A 14,948-nucleotide genomic window follows, 5' to 3' on the forward strand; every position below is an offset into this window, starting at 1 on the left:
CGGCCGGCCCGGGAAGCGGGGGTCGCGGAGGCGGCCCGCGCTCCTCGGGCCCCAGACCCCGGACCCCAGACCCCGGACCCCGGACGCCGGACCCCGGCCTCAGCGATCTACGCTTCCCGCGCCCGCGTCTCCCGCTCCCCTGCCCCAGCACTCCCCGCTTCCCGGGCCCCCGCCTTCGCGATCCCCGCTTCCCGGGCCGGCCGTACCGCCGCTCCCCGTTTCCGGGCCTCCGCCCCGCGACCCCCTGGCCCCGGGTCTCCGCCACCGAGACCCCCACTTCGCGGGTCCGCGTCTCGCCGCTTCGCGGTGCCTCGCCTCCGCGGCCCCGGGTCCCGGCACCCCGGCGACCCGCGTCTCCCCTGCTTTTCTCCCCGTCCCCGCCAGAAAAGGCTTCCCGGCCCTCGGTGCCTGCCGGGGCCGGGAAGCCCCGTCAGCCGGCCTTCCCGGTCGTCGGTGTCTGCCGGGACCTGTGGGCGAAGCGTTGCCTCGCGGTGCGGCCTCGCTTTTCCAGGGGCACCTGGCCGTGGGCCCCGGCCAGGCCGAACGCCGGCATGTCCGCGTAGATCGCCTCGTACGACCCCTCCGGCACGACATACGTCTCGTGCCAGATCCCGACCTGCCCGCGCAGCTTCCCCGCGCGTTCCTTGCGGTTGATCACGGCCCACGCCCGGTGGTGGAAGGCGTCGGGCGCGGTCGCGTAGGCGTACAGCTTGTCCTTGGACTCCCAGTACTGCACGACGTAGTACGTCCGCGGCGACGCGGTGAGCAGTACCCGTTCCAGCAGGCCCCGCCCGGGGTCCCGCGCCAGCTCCCGCAGCATGCGGAACATCGCCAGCATCACGGGCAGCCACAGGTGCACGGCCCGGAAACGGTTGATGCGCATGCCGATCAGCAGGACGACGACCTCGCCCCGCGCGTCGGCGGTCGTACGGTTCACCATGACCACTTCCCCCTCATGGGCCTGCGCCCCGTCGTGAGCGACCCCCCTTGGCGAGCTGCGCTATCCAAGGAGCGATGCTTGGATAGTGCCGTTATCCAAGAAGGGGCGCAAGGGATGCGGCTGGCCGAACTCAGCGGACGCAGCGGTGTGTCCACCGCGACGATCAAGTACTACCTGCGCGAGGGCCTGTTGCCGCCGGGCCGCCAGGTCAACACGACGACCGCGGAGTACGACGAGGAGCACCTGCGCCGGCTCCGTCTGGTGCGCGCGATGATCCAGGTCGGCCGGCTGCCGGTGGCCACGGTCCGCGAGGTGCTGGGGCACGTGGACGACGACTCGCTGGGCCGCACGATCCGGCTGGGCGCGGCCCTGTGGGCGTTGCCGCAGGTCCCGGAGCCGGACGAGGACGACGAGTTCGTCCGGGCCGCGCACCGGGAGACCGAGCTGCTGCTGGACCGGCTGGGCTGGACGAACGCCAAGCTGCTGACGACGATCTCCCCCGCGTACCGCTCCCTGGTGGTGGCGGTGGCCGCGCTGCGCCGGCTCGGCTACGACTGGGATACGGAACTGCTCGCGTCGTACGCCGAGTTGATGCACGAGGCGGCAAAACTCGACCTGGACTTCGTCGAGACGCATCCGTCGGAGGCGGAGAAGGTGGAGACGGCGGTGCTGGGCGCGGTGCTGACCGAGCCGATGCTCCAGGCGCTGCGCCGGCTGGCGCAGGAGGAGGAGTCGGCACGGCGCTACGGCTTCGAGTGAGCCCGGTCAGGCTCGCACCCGTCCGCCGCACATCACGGAATCACCGCTTGCCTGCCTCGCCACAGGCAGGCAGACGACCGCCGCCTCTTGCACCACCTCTACATCGGACCACGCCGGGTCACACCAAGGGCCCATCGGTACAGATCCGGAACCTTGAACAATCGCTCGGACGCGTCGTTGTCGATGATCTCCAGGAGTCCTGCTTCCTGAGCCAGGACAACGAGGTCTTCCTCGATGTCGCGCAACGCGTCCTCGGTGACAGGGGTCCGGCCGTAGTCTCGCAACGCTTCGGCTACCTGCCTCAGCTCCTGGAACTCCTCATCGAGCAGGGCGGACAACGCCTTGTCGCTCACACTCTCCAGACTGAGCGCGAGGCTGCGGGGTCGGAGCACGGAGCGGTCGTAACCACTGCGCTTCTCCTCGGTCCTCTCCCAGTCCAGCGCCGCAGCGAAGAGCTGCAACAGCGCACGCGGCGAGTGATCTCCGTTGCCGTCCGCGAGCCGGTTCCACACCCAGTTGGCCGTGAAAGCAGTGCGCTCGCCGCGCATGCGCTCACCCACCAGGGCATTCCAGGCGACAGCCACCTGCTCAGGACTCCAGGCCGCGACCTCCGTCGCCGGCAAGGTCGAGTCGAGCACCGCCAGCACATCCACGAAAGCGGAGGAACGCACGGCCCGCTTGAGGACGACCTTGAAGTATTCCTCCCGGTCCTCCCACTGCAAACGGCGGGACAGGCCGAAGAAGTGGCTCTTGTTCTCGAAGCGGAGCCCCTGCCAGATGTCATGCCGAACGAAGATCTTCAGACGGACCCTGTGCAGACGAGAAGCGAGGTCCGCCTGCTTCGTGAGCAATCCGGCGATGGCGGCCGACCTGCGCGATCGCTGCGTAGGCGAATGACCGAAGGCCGTGTCCAAGCCGTCGAAGAGCAGGAGGAGACCATGGTCGCCGTCGGCAGCGACACGGCGTAGCCAGTCACCGCAACGCAGCGGACCCATCGGGTCGTCGAGGACTTCGAAGACCGCCTGCGTCACCGCGAAGTCGCCGTCGTCGAGTTCGGCGAGAGCCGGGTGGGGAGCTCCGAGCCGTTGCGCCGGGGCGTGGGACCGGTAGATCGCCAGAGCCATGAGTACCTGCCAGAAGGACCCCCAGTCCAGGCCCCGCTGGTCGAGGGCACCGCCGACAGCCGCATAGTTGTCCGGCCCGAAAGACCATGCTGGACGCCCTTTGTACTGGTTCGGTGTCGTCACGAGAACCGGCTCCCAGTCAGCCAGCTTCCCGGCCGCCAGCCACCGGAACAAAGCCGTCTTGCCCGTCCCCTTCCGGCCGAGGATCAACGGCACATCCGGAGCGGCGGTCTCGTTCACCTGGCGTGTCACGACGTAGTCCTGCAAGAACTCCTCGTGATCGAGAGCCTCGGCCGTGCCCGTCGAGAACGAGAGCTGCTGAAGCGCCTCGACCTTGCTCGCCGAGGTCCGGTCCTGTACGGCCAGCGCCGGCGTCGGTTCGGGCACGATCTGCACGATCCAGTCGGCGATACGCGCGTACGGCGTCATCTGGGCGCGAGAGGCACCTACGGTGTCCGCGAAGGCCACCTCGGCGTTGTACGGAACCATGTGAGTGATCTCTTCGGCCGACAGCCCCCGGGGCGCTTCACGCTGGGAGCCCGCGGGCGCCGTCCAAGCCTCGACCCAGGACTTGGCGCGCTCGGCCAAGCGCGTAGCGCTGATGCCGGGCGGCATCGGCGAAACGACGAAACGCGGCTCGGGCGTCAGTACCAAGTCGGCAGTGCTCCGTCGCGTCGTGGCGCTGAGAAGAGCCTTGGTGAGCATCTCCGTGCCGACCCGGGCCTGGGCATGGGGATGGAAGCAGATCACCGCCATGTCGGAGACGTCGAACAACAAGGGCGCGGCGACAGGACTGACGCCGGTGCGTGAGTCGATCAGGATGACGTCGGGCCGGAGGTTGGACTCACGTACGTCATCGATGAGTCGGTGCAGAGCGTTGGTCCGCTCCCGGTACCAGATCTCCGGTTCCAACGCCCGTAGCTGCGCGGCGTAGCCACTGTCGATCCGGCCGGCGGGCATGCAGTACAACCGGCCCGCATCGTCCACCGGGATGAGTTGTTTGAGCACCGATCCGGGCTCGCCGAATTCGTACTGAAGCAGCGCCGACACCACACCTTGATCGGTGTCGACCTGCTTCTCGATCCCGAAAAGGGAGTCGAGTCCGGGTGCCTCCAGGTCCATGTCGATACAGACGACGGTGAGCCCATGCTCGCTGCTCAGACGACGCGCCACGGACACCAACGCCGTACTGCGCCCGACCCCGCCCTTCAGGCTGTAGAAGGTGACAACGGGCGCCGAATCAAGATCCTCGTCCAGATCACTGGCAAACGTCACGGAGGGCAGGGCCCTGTCCGAGTCCTGGGCGCGTTCCAGGGCGGATGTCCAGTGTGGCGCTCGATCGCCGACGCCGGCGTGGTCCAGGTCGCCGTACCACTCGGCTTCCGCCGGCGTGAGCAGCTCCCAGGTGTGCACCTCTCGCCGCACATCACCTTCAAGCTGAGCCTCGACCCTGGCCTTCCGCTCCTCGGGTGTCCAATCGCCGAAGCCCTCGCTCTCGGCGCGCACCAGGAGACCCCCGGCATCGCGGACCACGTGCACCCCTGCCGAAGGGACGACCTCTCGTACCGCTGCCAGGATCTTCTCAGTGGAGTCATGGGCGGACATCACATCGGCCTTCCTCATCCGTTCCACCTGCGACCAACAGCTCCTCGTCGAGAGCTCGCTTGCCTGATACGCGTCGCCACCCAGCTTGCCAGCTCTCTTCCGCCCTTGAGCAGGTCCTTTGGGTCGACATCGGCGGGCAGACGCGTCTCGTAGCGCAGCTCCGTACCCCAATGGGCGATGAACAGGTCCGCGTGCCCCGGCGGCGACGGAAAGCCGGCAGACCGCCACAATCCCCGCAGATTGTGCCCCTCGCTCCCACCGCGAGGGAAGCGGATGCCGTTCAGTTGCAAGTACGTCTTCAGGCGACACTCGACCACATAGCCGGCCAAGTAGACGGCCCCGAGGTAGTGCCCTGAATCCGCCAGCGTCTTGGCCTCCGCCGCCCGTACACCGGCCACAGCCTGGAAGTCAGACACGCACTTCCCCTCCCGCCCCTGTCGCGTACGCCATCAGGGCTCCCCACCCGATGACCCCACCTGTGCAGCCGAGACGACGGAAGCCTCCCAGAAAAACTGGGAGGCTTCCGTACAAAGTACCCCCGACCGGATTCGAACCGGCGCTACCGCCTTGAGAGGGCGGCGTGCTAGGCCGCTACACAACGGGGGCGAGGATCTTACGTTTCCGCAGATCCGAGCTGGTCTACCTGGACTCGAACCAAGACTAACTGAACCAGAATCAGTCGTGCTGCCAATTACACCATAGACCAATGATGGTTTAGACCAGTCAGTACCCCCGACCGGATTCGAACCGGCGCTACCGCCTTGAGAGGGCGGCGTGCTAGGCCGCTACACAACGGGGGCCCTAGCGATCCCGACAAGATCGAGATCAGTACCCCCGACCGGATTCGAACCGGCGCTACTGCCTTGAGAGGGCAGCGTGCTAGGCCGCTACACAACGGGGGCTTTGCAGATAAGCTCTGCGAGCTGGCCTACCTGGACTCGAACCAAGACTAACTGAACCAGAATCAGTCGTGCTGCCAATTACACCATAGGCCACTGGAACTCAAGCCCCTGCGGGGTTCTCGTTCTAGCTTGCTCCTCGGGGCTCCGACCTTTCGGCCCGCTCCCCTCGGCGCAGGAAGAACATTACCCGAAGGTGGACGGGGCTCCAAAACGGGTATCGGCGCGCAGCAGCGCCGGGAGTTCGGCGAGGGTCGGGATCCGGTGCGCGACGGCCTCCCCCGCGGACCGCGCCCAGGCCGTGCCGCGGTCGATCCAGACGGACAGCAGCCCGGCCTCGGCGGCGCCCCGCCCGTCGATCTCCGGGTGGTCGCCGACGTACGCCACCTCGTGCGGCGGCAGCCCCAGCGCCTCGCAGGCCGCCAGGAAGGCGCCCGCCGCCGGCTTGGAGACGCCCAGCTCGGCGGCGCACAGGACGGACTCGAAGCGGTCCAGCAGGCCGAGGGCGCGCAGCTTGTGCTCCTGGACCGTGATGCTGGAGTTGGAGAGCACCGCGTGCCGGTAGCCGGCCGCGAGGGCGTCGAGGGCGGGCAGGACGTCCGGGAAGAGGCTCCAGGCTGCCTCGTAGCGGGCCAGGTAGCGTCGGAACCACGCGTCGGCCTCGTCGTCGGTCAGCTCGCGTCCCAGGAAGACCCGGGTGCGGTCGCGTCGCTGCGTGACGAAGTCCACCTCTCCGGCGGAGAACCGGGCCCACTGGGCCTCGGTGATCTCCCGCCAGCGCAGCAGGGCCCGCTCCGCGTCGCCGTACACCTGGAGCAGGCCCTCGGCCAGGAGGTGGGCGCGCATGCCCTCCCGGTCGGCGGTCGTGTAGTCGAAGAGGGTGTCGTCGACGTCCCAGACCACGGCTCTGATCGTCATGTCCCCGACGGTACCGCCGGACCGCTGGCACACTGAAGGTCATGAGCGAGTACCGCGTCCAGTTCACCGTCGAGGCCCGCGCCACCTACGACGCCCTGCCGGCCGAACGTCGTGCCCAGTTGGACAAGGCCGTGCGGATACTGGCCCGCGACCCGTTCCGGAAGAACGCGACCGCCCAGCTCGGGCCGGACGAGAACCTACGCAAGGCGTACGTGGCCCCCGGTGTGGTGCTGGAGTACATGGTGGCGGGCGCGATCATGGTCGTCGTCGTGCTGGAGATCTTCGACGAGAGCGCCTACCTGATCGACGAGGCCGACGCGCGGTGAGCGAGGACGCGTGAGGGGCGGCACCCGGGTCCGGGTGCCGCCCCTCATGTCCGGGCCGGTCAGGCGCTCAGCCGCGCCAGCGCCGCGTCGATCCGGGCCAGCGTCTTCTCCTTGCCCAGGACCTCAAGGGACTCGAAGAGCGGCAGGCCGACGGTGCGGCCGGTGACGGCCACGCGGACCGGCGCCTGGGCCTTGCCGAGCTTGAGGCCGTGCGCCTCGCCGGCGGCCAGGACGGCCTCCTTCAGCGACTCGGCCGAGGTCCAGTCCGCCGCCTCGAGCTTCTCGCGGGCGGTGCGGAGCAGGGCGTCGGAGCCCTCCTTCATCGCCTTGGCCCAGGATGCCTCGTCGAAGACCGGCTCCGGCAGGAACAGGAAGTCGACGTTGTCGGTGATCTCGGAGAGGACCTTCAGCCGGGTCTGCGCGTGCGGGGCGACGGCCTCCCACTTCGCCGCGTCGAAGTCCTCCGGCGCCCAGGGGGCGAACGGCGCCTGGAGCCACGGGCGGCAGCGCTCGGTGAACTCCTTCACGTCCAGCATGCGGATGTGGTCGCCGTTGACCGACTCGCACTTCTTCAGGTCGAAGCGGGCCGGGTTCGGGTTCACGTCGGCGATGTCGAAGGCGGCGACCATCTCCTCGATCGTGAAGATGTCCTGGTCCGCCGAGAGCGACCAGCCCAGCAGGGACAGGTAGTTGAGCAGGCCCTCGGGGAGGAAGCCCTGCTCGCGGTAGAGGTTCAGGGATGCCTGCGGGTCGCGCTTGGAGAGCTTCTTGTTGCCCTCGCCCATCACGTACGGCAGGTGCCCGAACAGGGGGGTCCGCTTGGCGATGCCCAGCTCGGTCAGCGCCTTGTACAGGGCGATCTGCCGCGGGGTGGAGGAGAGCAGGTCCTCGCCGCGCAGGACGTGGGTGATCTCCATCAGGGCGTCGTCGACCGGGTTGACCAGCGTGTACAGCGGGGCGCCGTTCGCCCGGACGATGCCGTAGTCGGGCACGTTCTCCGGGGTGAAGGTCAGCTCGCCGCGGACCAGGTCGGTGAAGGTGATCGTCTCGTCCGGCATCCGGAAGCGGACGATCGGGGTGCGGCCCTGGGCCTTGTACTCCTCGACCTGGGCGGCGCTCAGGTCGCGGCAGTGGCCGTCGTAGCCGGAGGGCTTGCCGGCGGCGCGGGCGGCCTCGCGGCGGGAGTCCAGCTCCTCCTGGGAGCAGTAGCAGTGGTAGGCGTGGCCGGCGTCCAGCAGCTTGCGCGCGACGTCGGCGTAGATGTCCATGCGCTGCGACTGGCGGTACGGCGCGTGCGGGCCGCCGACCTCGGGGCCCTCGTCCCAGTCGAAGCCGAGCCAGCGCATCGCGTCGAGCAGCTGCTGGTACGACTCCTCCGAGTCGCGGGCCGCGTCGGTGTCCTCGATGCGGAAGACCAGGGTGCCCTGGTGGTGCCGGGCGAACGCCCAGTTGAACAGGGCGGTGCGGACCAGGCCCACGTGGGGGTTACCGGTGGGCGAGGGACAGAAACGGACGCGTACGGGGGAGCCGGGTGCGCTAGCCACGCTTGACAACCTTGTTGGTGAGAGTGCCGATGCCTTCGATGGTGACGGCGACCTCGTCGCCGACGTTGAGGGGGCCGACCCCCGCGGGGGTGCCGGTGAGGATGACGTCGCCGGGGAGCAGCGTCATCGCCTCGGTGATGTTGACGACCAGGTCCTCGATGGAGTGGATCATCTCGCTGGTGCGGCCCAGCTGGCGCTGTTCGCCGTTGACCGTGAGCTGGATGGTCAGGTCGTTGGCGCGGGCGAGGTCGAGGTCGGTCTCCACCCAGGGGCCGAGCGGGCAGGAGGTGTCGAAGCCCTTGGCGCGGGCCCACTGCTTCTCGCGCCGCTGCACGTCCCGGGCGGTGACGTCGACGGCGCAGGTGTAGCCGAGGATGACGTCCTTGACCCGCTCGCGCGGGACCTCCCGGCACAGGCGGCCGATCACGACGGCCAGCTCGGCCTCGTGGTGCAGCTCCTGGGAGAAGGCGGGGTACTGGATCTCGTCGCCGGGGCCGATCACCGAGGTGGACGGCTTGAAGAAGGCGAAGGGGACGTCCGGCACCTCGTTGCCCAGCTCGCGCGCGTGTTCGGCGTAGTTGCGGCCGAACGCCACGACCTTGTTGGGCAGCACCGGCGGCAGCAGCCGGACCTTGTTCAGCGGCACCTTCGTCCCGGACAGCTCGAAGTCCGCGAACGGGATGCCCTTGATGATGTCGAGGACGAGTTCGTCCTGCTTGTCGCCCTCGACCGCGCCGAAGGCGACGTTCCCGTCGATGGAGAACCTGGCGATGCGCACGGGATCCTTGCGCCCCTCACTGAGAACCGGCGTATTGACGTCCCAGGTTATCGGAGCTATGCGAAGTCGCTCGCTGCCGGGTGTGTCGCCGCAGGTCGAAGGCGGGTCACCGAACCCGTTCGGCGGGCGTCCGCGGAGTGGGGGCGGGTCGCCGGACCCGTTCGGGAGGCGTCCGCCGGGCGGGCCGGGCGCCGGGGACGAAGCGAGCGCGGCCGGGAGGGATCAGCGCCTGATCCCTCCCGGCCGCGCTCGGCATCGCGCGCCGGTCACTCGCCGGCCGGGGCACCCGCCGTGACCGGGACCTCCATGAGGATGGTGCGCCGGGGGTTGGCCGTCTGCGCGGGGAGGTCGACGGAGTGCTCCGGCAGCTCGGGCGTGTGCAGCTCGCCGGCGTCCTTGAGGTGCGCCAGGGTCGTGCGTCGCGGGTTGGCTATCTTGCGGAACATCGTCGTCGTCTTCACCGTTGTCGTCCTGTGCCCTCTGGTCGGGTGGGTTGGCAGTGTCGTCGCTCTTGTAAAGCGTCAGGCTAAACATCCGATTCCCCGACGAAGCCGCCAACTGCCCTGGAGAAGCATGTGAGTTTGCTCACGAACTCACGGGCATAACGGTCAATTCCGACCGTCAATCCGCCCCAGTGAAACGGACATTGACCCACTGAAGCCACCATTCCGCTCCTGATCATGGCGACTGGGACACCGGGTGTCGACCCGCGACTCGCCAAGGTATGCCCGTTATTGGCCGAAACAGGTTCCACGGCAGGTAGTCCGGCCCTCACGCGCCGTCACGTAGGTCACAGCTCGGCCCACTGCCCTTGTTGGAGATCCTGCACTGTGCTGGAATTCCACGGACCGCCGCGGGATCGAGCCGGCGCGCAGGGGGCGCAACACAGCGCCGAGCGGCGGCGAGACAGGGGGGAACCAGCGCCGGTCACTCACGACCACCCGGGGGGCGTAATTCAGGACGCTCCCCACAACGCCGACACCGTGTCCCTCCGTTCACGCGGAGGGGTGCCTGGTCCAGAGGTTGCGACGCTAGTGCAGGGACGTTTCAAGAGGGATGGCAGCGCTTCGGCGGAGCCGGAGCCGCACGGCGGGACCGACCGCGGCTCCACGCCCCAGCACGCCCAGAACCCGGGTCCGGCCCCGGCCGGTGACGGCGGCGGACGCCCCAAGCCGCCGACCTCGTCGGCCCCCACGACGGCGACCCCTTCGGGCAACCCCACGCCGTCGGTGAAGCCCGCCCGGAGCGCCGCCGGCCCCGGCTCCCGGATGGCCCTGCGCAACTGGCGCATCTCCACGCGCCTGGTCTCCCTGCTCGCGCTGCCGGTGGTCGCGGCGACCACGCTGGGCGCGCTGCGCATCGAAGAGAACCTGAACGACATCCAGCAGCTCGACAACATGAAGCTGCTGACGGAGATGACCAAGCAGGCCACCGAGCTGGCCGCGGCGCTCCAGGACGAGCGCGACCAGTCCGCCGGCCCCCTGGCGCACGGCGGTCTGAAGGCGAACGACTACCAGATCAAGGCCTACCAGCAGAAGACCGACCGGGCCCGCGACACCTTCCTCGACGCCTCCGAGCAGATCGACGCGGCGAGCAAGGGCGGCGACCTCCAGGGCGTGCGCGACGCGCTCGTCGGCCTCGCCAACCAGCTGGACGACCTGGCGCGCATCCGCCAGAAGGCGTACACGTCCAAGGAGAACTCCTCCCAGACGGTCGAGTCGTACCACCGGCTGATCACCCAGCTGGTCGGCCTCTCCCAGGACATGGCGGAGGCGTCCAGCAACCCGGAGATGATCTCGCGCACCCGTGCCCTGGCGGCCTTCTCCACCGCCAAGGAGTACGCCTCCGTGCAGCGCGCCATGATCGCCGCCGCGCTGCCCGCGACCACCGACAAAAAGGGCGACCTCTCCGAGAACGACCGCCTCTACGGCCAGTCGGCGTACGAGAGCGAGAACTCCGAGCTGGCGATCTTCCGGAAGATCTACGCCGACCACAACGCCGAGGAACTCCTCAAGCCGATCGACGAGGGCAACCCGACGATCGAGTCCGCCGACACCTACGCCAAGCGTGCCTTCGAGTCCCCGGACGGCCTCCAGCAGCTGCCGGCGCGCTCGTACAAGGACTGGGTGGACGACAGCTCGACCAAGCTCGAGCAGATGAAGAAGATCGAGCACACGCTCCTGGAGGAGATGGAGCAGAAGGCCCGTGAGCTGAAGAGCGCCACCCAGCAGGAAGCCATCATCTCCGGTGCGCTGATCCTGCTCGTGCTCGGTGTCTCGCTGGTCGGCGCGTTCGTCGTCGCCCGGTCCATGATCCGCTCGCTGCGCCGGCTCCAGGAGACCGCGACCAGGGTCGCCCAGGACCGTCTGCCCGAGCTGGTCAAGCAGCTCTCCGAGTCCGACCCGCAGGACGTGGACACCTCCGTGGAGTCGGTCGGTGTGCACTCCCGGGACGAGATCGGCCAGGTGGCCACGGCCTTCGACGACGTGCACCGCGAGGCGGTCCGCCTCGCCGCCGAGCAGGCCCTGCTGCGGGGCAACGTCAACGCGATGTTCACCAACCTCTCGCGCCGCTCCCAGGGTCTGATCCAGCGCCAGCTGTCGCTGATCTCCGAGCTGGAGTCCCGCGAGGCCGACCCGGACCAGCTGTCCTCGCTGTTCAAGCTGGACCACCTCGCCACCCGTATGCGCCGTAACGGTGAGAACCTGCTGGTCCTCGCCGGTGAGGAGCCCGGCCGCCGGTGGACCCGCCCGGTCCCGCTGGTCGACGTGCTCCGCGCCGCCGCGTCCGAGGTGGAGCAGTACGAGCGCATCGAGCTGGCCTCCGTCCCCACCACCGAGGTCGCCGGCCGGGTCGTCAACGACCTCGTGCACCTGCTCGCCGAGCTGCTGGAGAACGCGACCTCGTTCTCCTCGCCGCAGACCAAGGTCAAGGTCACCGGTCACGCGCTGCCCGACGGCCGCGTCCTGATCGAGATCCACGACACCGGTATCGGCCTCTCCCCCGAGGACCTCGCGGCGATCAACGAGCGGCTCGCCTCGCCGCCCACCGTGGACGTGTCGGTCTCCCGCCGCATGGGTCTGTTCGTGGTCGGCCGGCTGTCCCAGCGCCACGGCATCCGCATACAGCTGCGCCCCTCCGACTCCGGTGGTACGACCGCGCTGGTCATGCTGCCCGTGGACGTCGCCCAGGGCGGCAAGAAGCCCGCTCCGGGCAAGTCCGGCGCCCCCGTCGGCACCGGTGGCCCCGCCGCCGCGCAGGCCGCGGCGGGTGCCGCGGCGGCCCGGCGGCAGAACGGCAACGGCGGCGGCAACGGCGGCGACGGTCCGGCCGGTGGCGGTCTGTTCGGCACCGCTCCGGGCCCGCGCGGCCAGGCCGGCTCCCCGCAGGGTCCCCGGGCGACGCTGCCCGGCACGGGCCAGGGCGGCCGTCCCGGTGCGCCGGGCGGAGCGCGTGGTCCGCAGGGCGGCCCCGGTGCCGCCCCGCAGCAGGGCGGCCGGGTACCGGCCGGTTCCGGTGCGGGCGGCTTCGGCAGCCAGGCCCCCGGTGCGCCGCAGGGCCTCCAGGCGGCCGGCCCCAACGGTCAGAACGGCCAGAACGGCGCGAACGGTCCGCAGCAGGACCTCTTCGGCGGCCGGGGCCGGAAGCGGTCCGGTGCGCCCAAGGAGCAGGGGCGCCGGCCCCAGCTGCCGCCGCGCGGCGGCCCGCGGGCCGAGCTGCCCGGCGGTGACCCGCAGTGGGGCAACGCCCAGGCCCCGCTCTCCCCCGCCTCGCTGGACACCCCGCGCGGCCACGACGAGCAGGAGCCGGGGCAGATCGCGCGCATGCCGCGCGTGGACGGCCGGCAGGGGCCGGGCTCGACCGCGGAGATGCCCCGGATCGACGCCCAGGACCCGGCCGTGACGGGCGAGTTCTCGCGCCCCGAGCTGCCCGGCGGTACCGGTTCCGGGCAGCGGACGGGCCAGTTCCCGCGCCCCGACGACTTCCAGCAGACGGGCCAGTTCCCGCGTCCCGACGAGCTCCAGCAGACCGGGCAGTTCCCCCGCCCCGACGAGCTCCAGCAGACGGGCCAGTTCCCGCGTCCCGACGAGCTCCAGCAGACCGGGCAGTTCCCCCGCCCCGACGAGCTCCAGCAGACCGGGCAGTTCCCCCGCCCCGACGAGCTCCAGCAGACCGGGCAGTTCCCCCGCCCCGATGACTTCCAGCAGCCCAGTCAGTACCCGCGTCCCGACGCCGAGCGGCAGCCGGGCCGGTTCGACGGTCCCGGCGTCCAGCGGGACGGCGGCCCGTTCGTGCGCTCGGACGTGTTCGGCGCGCCGGCCGGGCCGGACAACGGCGGACGGCACACGGGCCGGTTCCCGGCGCCGCAAGCGCCGCAGGCGTACGACGGTTACGACGGCGGCAGCACCGGGCAGCACGCCCTGCCCGGCCACCAGAACCCCGCCCACACCGGGCAGTTCGAGCGCCCGCAGCCGGACGGCCGGGACGACTTCGGCGCCCCGCGTCCGCCGGCCCCCCAGCAGCGTCGCCGGCCCGAGCCGGAGGCACTGCCGCCGGCCAGCGGCCCGGGCGACGGCCGGACCCCGCTGTTCGACACGCTGGAGAGCAACTGGTTCCACGACCAGCAGGACCAGCCGGGCCAGGAGCAGGAGAGCGCGCCCGCGCAGCGGCAGCCGCAGACACCGGCGTCCGCTCCGCAGCGGTCCGCGGCGAACACCGGCTCCTGGCGCACCTCGCCGAACGACGAACTCGTCCGGCAGGCCGAGCGCGTCCGGCAGCCCGCCGCGGGCGGGGTCACCACCTCCGGCCTGCCGCGCCGGGTGCCGCGGGCGAACCTCGTACCCGGTACGGCACAACAGCAACAGCACCAAAGCGGTCCGCAGGTCTCGCGTGCGCCTGACGACGTACGCGGACGGCTGACCAATCTTCGTCGGGGCATCGCTCAGGGCCGTCAGGCCGGCAGCGGCCAGACCGGCAGCTTCCCGAGCCCCACTCACCAGCAGGAGCGTTAGTTGAGTCCGATGAGCCAGGCGGCACAGAACCTGAACTGGTTGATCACCAACTTCGTGGACAACACCCCTGGGGTGTCCCACACCGTGGTGGTCTCCGCCGACGGCCTGCTGCTGGCGATGTCCGAAGGCTTCCCGCGGGACCGTGCCGACCAGTTGGCGGCCGTCGCGTCCGGGCTGACCTCCCTGACGGCCGGGGCGTCCCGGATCTTCGAGGGCGGCAACGTGGCGCAGACCGTCGTCGAGATGGAGCGCGGGTTCCTCTTCCTCATGTCCATCTCGGACGGGTCGTCCCTCGCGGTCCTGGCCCATCCCGAGGCGGACATCGGTCTCGTCGGCTACGAGATGGCATTGCTCGTCGACCGGGCGGGTGCGGTACTCACGCCGGACCTGCGCGCCGAACTACAGGGAAGTCTGCTTCACTGACCTCCCCCGGCACCACCCACCTCACAAAAACACCGTCCGGCCGCCACAATCCCCCCACCGGCCCCGTCAGACGGCTTGACTGACCGACTTGCTGTCCCGCCCGGAGGATTCATGACCCCGCCCACCGCCCATCATGATCCGTACGCGGAGCCGTACGGGGACGAGGGCGATCAGCCGCTGGTGAGGCCGTACGCCATGACCGGCGGCCGGACCCGGCCCCGCTACCAGCTCGCCATCGAGGCGCTGATCAGCACGACGGCCGACCCGGCAGCGCTCATGGGGCTGCTCCCGGAGCACCAGCGCATCTGCCACCTGTGCCGCGAGGTCAAGTCGGTCGCGGAGGTCTCCGCGCTGTTGGCCATGCCGCTCGGTGTGGCCCGGATCCTGGTCGCCGACCTCGCCGAGGCCGGCCTGGTCGCCATCCACCAACCGGGTGGCGACGAGAACAACGGCGGCGCTCCGGATGTGACGCTGCTCGAAAGGGTGCTCAGTGGACTTCGCAAGCTCTGACGCGGGTCGGGCCACCACCTCCGCGAAGATCGTGGTGGCGGGCGGCTTCGGCGTGGGCAAGACCACGTTCGTCGGTGCCGTCTCGGAGATCAATCCGCTGCGTACAGAGG

The 14,948-nt window shown here is 70.1% G+C and carries 12 protein-coding genes, 5 tRNA genes and 1 pseudogene; 6 read left to right on the forward strand and 12 right to left on the reverse strand.

Translation table 11 applies throughout. The features are described from left to right. Positions 1-430: 430 nt before the first annotated feature. On the reverse strand, positions 431-940 hold the full coding sequence (locus tag IF37_RS0135900) for a DUF4188 domain-containing protein (protein ID WP_030752949.1): 510 nt from the start codon (positions 938-940) through the stop codon (positions 431-433). A 114-nt stretch (positions 941-1,054) separates the two neighbouring features. Here IF37_RS0135900 and IF37_RS0135905 point away from each other — a divergent pair, with 114 nt between their 5' ends. Beyond that, positions 1,055-1,699, forward strand: a complete 645-nt coding sequence (locus IF37_RS0135905) for a MerR family transcriptional regulator (protein ID WP_030752953.1) — start codon at positions 1,055-1,057, stop codon at positions 1,697-1,699. 98 nt (positions 1,700-1,797) lie between these two features. Here IF37_RS0135905 and IF37_RS0135910 read toward each other — a convergent pair whose 3' ends face one another. The 8 genes from IF37_RS0135910 to IF37_RS0135940 all read right to left on the reverse strand — a co-directional run bounded on the left by IF37_RS0135910 (position 1,798) and on the right by IF37_RS0135940 (position 6,245). Beyond that, positions 1,798-4,446, reverse strand: coding sequence for a ParA family protein (locus IF37_RS0135910; RefSeq protein ID WP_052845560.1), 2,649 nt, complete (start codon positions 4,444-4,446; stop codon positions 1,798-1,800). Then, positions 4,443-4,844, reverse strand: coding sequence for a HEPN domain-containing protein (locus IF37_RS44050; protein WP_106981927.1), 402 nt, complete (start codon positions 4,842-4,844; stop codon positions 4,443-4,445). Before IF37_RS44050 ends, IF37_RS0135910 begins: the two co-directional genes overlap by 4 nt. A 117-nt stretch (positions 4,845-4,961) precedes the next feature. Next, a tRNA-Glu gene (locus IF37_RS0135915) sits at positions 4,962-5,034 on the reverse strand. A 28-nt stretch (positions 5,035-5,062) separates the two neighbouring features. Further along, positions 5,063-5,134, reverse strand: a tRNA-Gln gene (locus IF37_RS0135920). A gap of 21 nt (positions 5,135-5,155) precedes the next feature. Beyond that, positions 5,156-5,228 (reverse strand) — tRNA-Glu (locus IF37_RS0135925). A gap of 29 nt (positions 5,229-5,257) precedes the next feature. Next, positions 5,258-5,330: transfer RNA gene (locus IF37_RS0135930), tRNA-Glu, on the reverse strand. Positions 5,331-5,351: 21 nt separating this feature from the next. Continuing rightward, positions 5,352-5,423, reverse strand: a tRNA-Gln gene (locus IF37_RS0135935). A 90-nt stretch (positions 5,424-5,513) separates the two neighbouring features. Beyond that, positions 5,514-6,245 carry an HAD family hydrolase gene (locus IF37_RS0135940; RefSeq protein ID WP_030752959.1) on the reverse strand — a complete coding sequence of 244 codons (732 nt, stop codon included), beginning with the start codon at positions 6,243-6,245 and terminating at the stop codon, positions 5,514-5,516. Positions 6,246-6,286: 41 nt separating this feature from the next. Here IF37_RS0135940 and IF37_RS0135945 point away from each other — a divergent pair, with 41 nt between their 5' ends. Continuing rightward, a complete protein-coding gene (locus IF37_RS0135945; RefSeq protein WP_037857949.1) occupies positions 6,287-6,571 on the forward strand; it encodes a type II toxin-antitoxin system RelE/ParE family toxin in 285 nt (94 codons plus the stop codon). Between the two features lie 59 nt (positions 6,572-6,630). Here the strand turns inward: IF37_RS0135945 and gltX are convergent, their stop codons facing one another. The 3 genes from gltX to IF37_RS0135960 all read right to left on the reverse strand — a co-directional run bounded on the left by gltX (position 6,631) and on the right by IF37_RS0135960 (position 9,354). Beyond that, a complete protein-coding gene (gltX, locus tag IF37_RS0135950) occupies positions 6,631-8,115 on the reverse strand; it encodes a glutamate--tRNA ligase (protein ID WP_079166045.1) in 1,485 nt (494 codons plus the stop codon). Beyond that, complete coding sequence (locus tag IF37_RS0135955; protein WP_030752969.1) at positions 8,108-8,893, reverse strand: fumarylacetoacetate hydrolase family protein; 786 nt, start codon at positions 8,891-8,893, stop codon at positions 8,108-8,110. The genes gltX and IF37_RS0135955 overlap by 8 nt, the downstream gene beginning before the upstream one ends. Before the next feature lie 266 nt (positions 8,894-9,159). Further along, positions 9,160-9,354, reverse strand: coding sequence for a hypothetical protein (locus tag IF37_RS0135960; protein ID WP_030752972.1), 195 nt, complete (start codon positions 9,352-9,354; stop codon positions 9,160-9,162). Positions 9,355-9,927: 573 nt separating this feature from the next. On the opposite strand from IF37_RS0135960, the gene IF37_RS0135965 reads away from it, so the two are divergent. From IF37_RS0135965 to IF37_RS43065, 4 genes and pseudogenes are all read left to right on the forward strand, one after another. Beyond that, complete coding sequence (locus tag IF37_RS0135965) at positions 9,928-13,905, forward strand: nitrate- and nitrite sensing domain-containing protein (protein WP_030752975.1); 3,978 nt, start codon at positions 9,928-9,930, stop codon at positions 13,903-13,905. A gap of 9 nt (positions 13,906-13,914) precedes the next feature. Continuing rightward, a complete protein-coding gene (locus IF37_RS0135970; RefSeq protein WP_030752978.1) occupies positions 13,915-14,328 on the forward strand; it encodes a roadblock/LC7 domain-containing protein in 414 nt (137 codons plus the stop codon). Positions 14,329-14,439: 111 nt separating this feature from the next. After that, positions 14,440-14,838, forward strand: a complete 399-nt coding sequence (locus tag IF37_RS0135975) for a DUF742 domain-containing protein (RefSeq protein ID WP_009190816.1) — start codon at positions 14,440-14,442, stop codon at positions 14,836-14,838. Further along, a pseudogene (locus IF37_RS43065) lies at positions 14,819-14,948 on the forward strand (ATP/GTP-binding protein); the annotation flags it as partial. The gene IF37_RS0135975 and the pseudogene IF37_RS43065, both read left to right, overlap by 20 nt.

The sequence above is a fragment of the Streptomyces sp. NRRL S-31 genome, from assembly GCF_000718775.1.
Classification (GTDB): domain Bacteria; phylum Actinomycetota; class Actinomycetes; order Streptomycetales; family Streptomycetaceae; genus Streptomyces.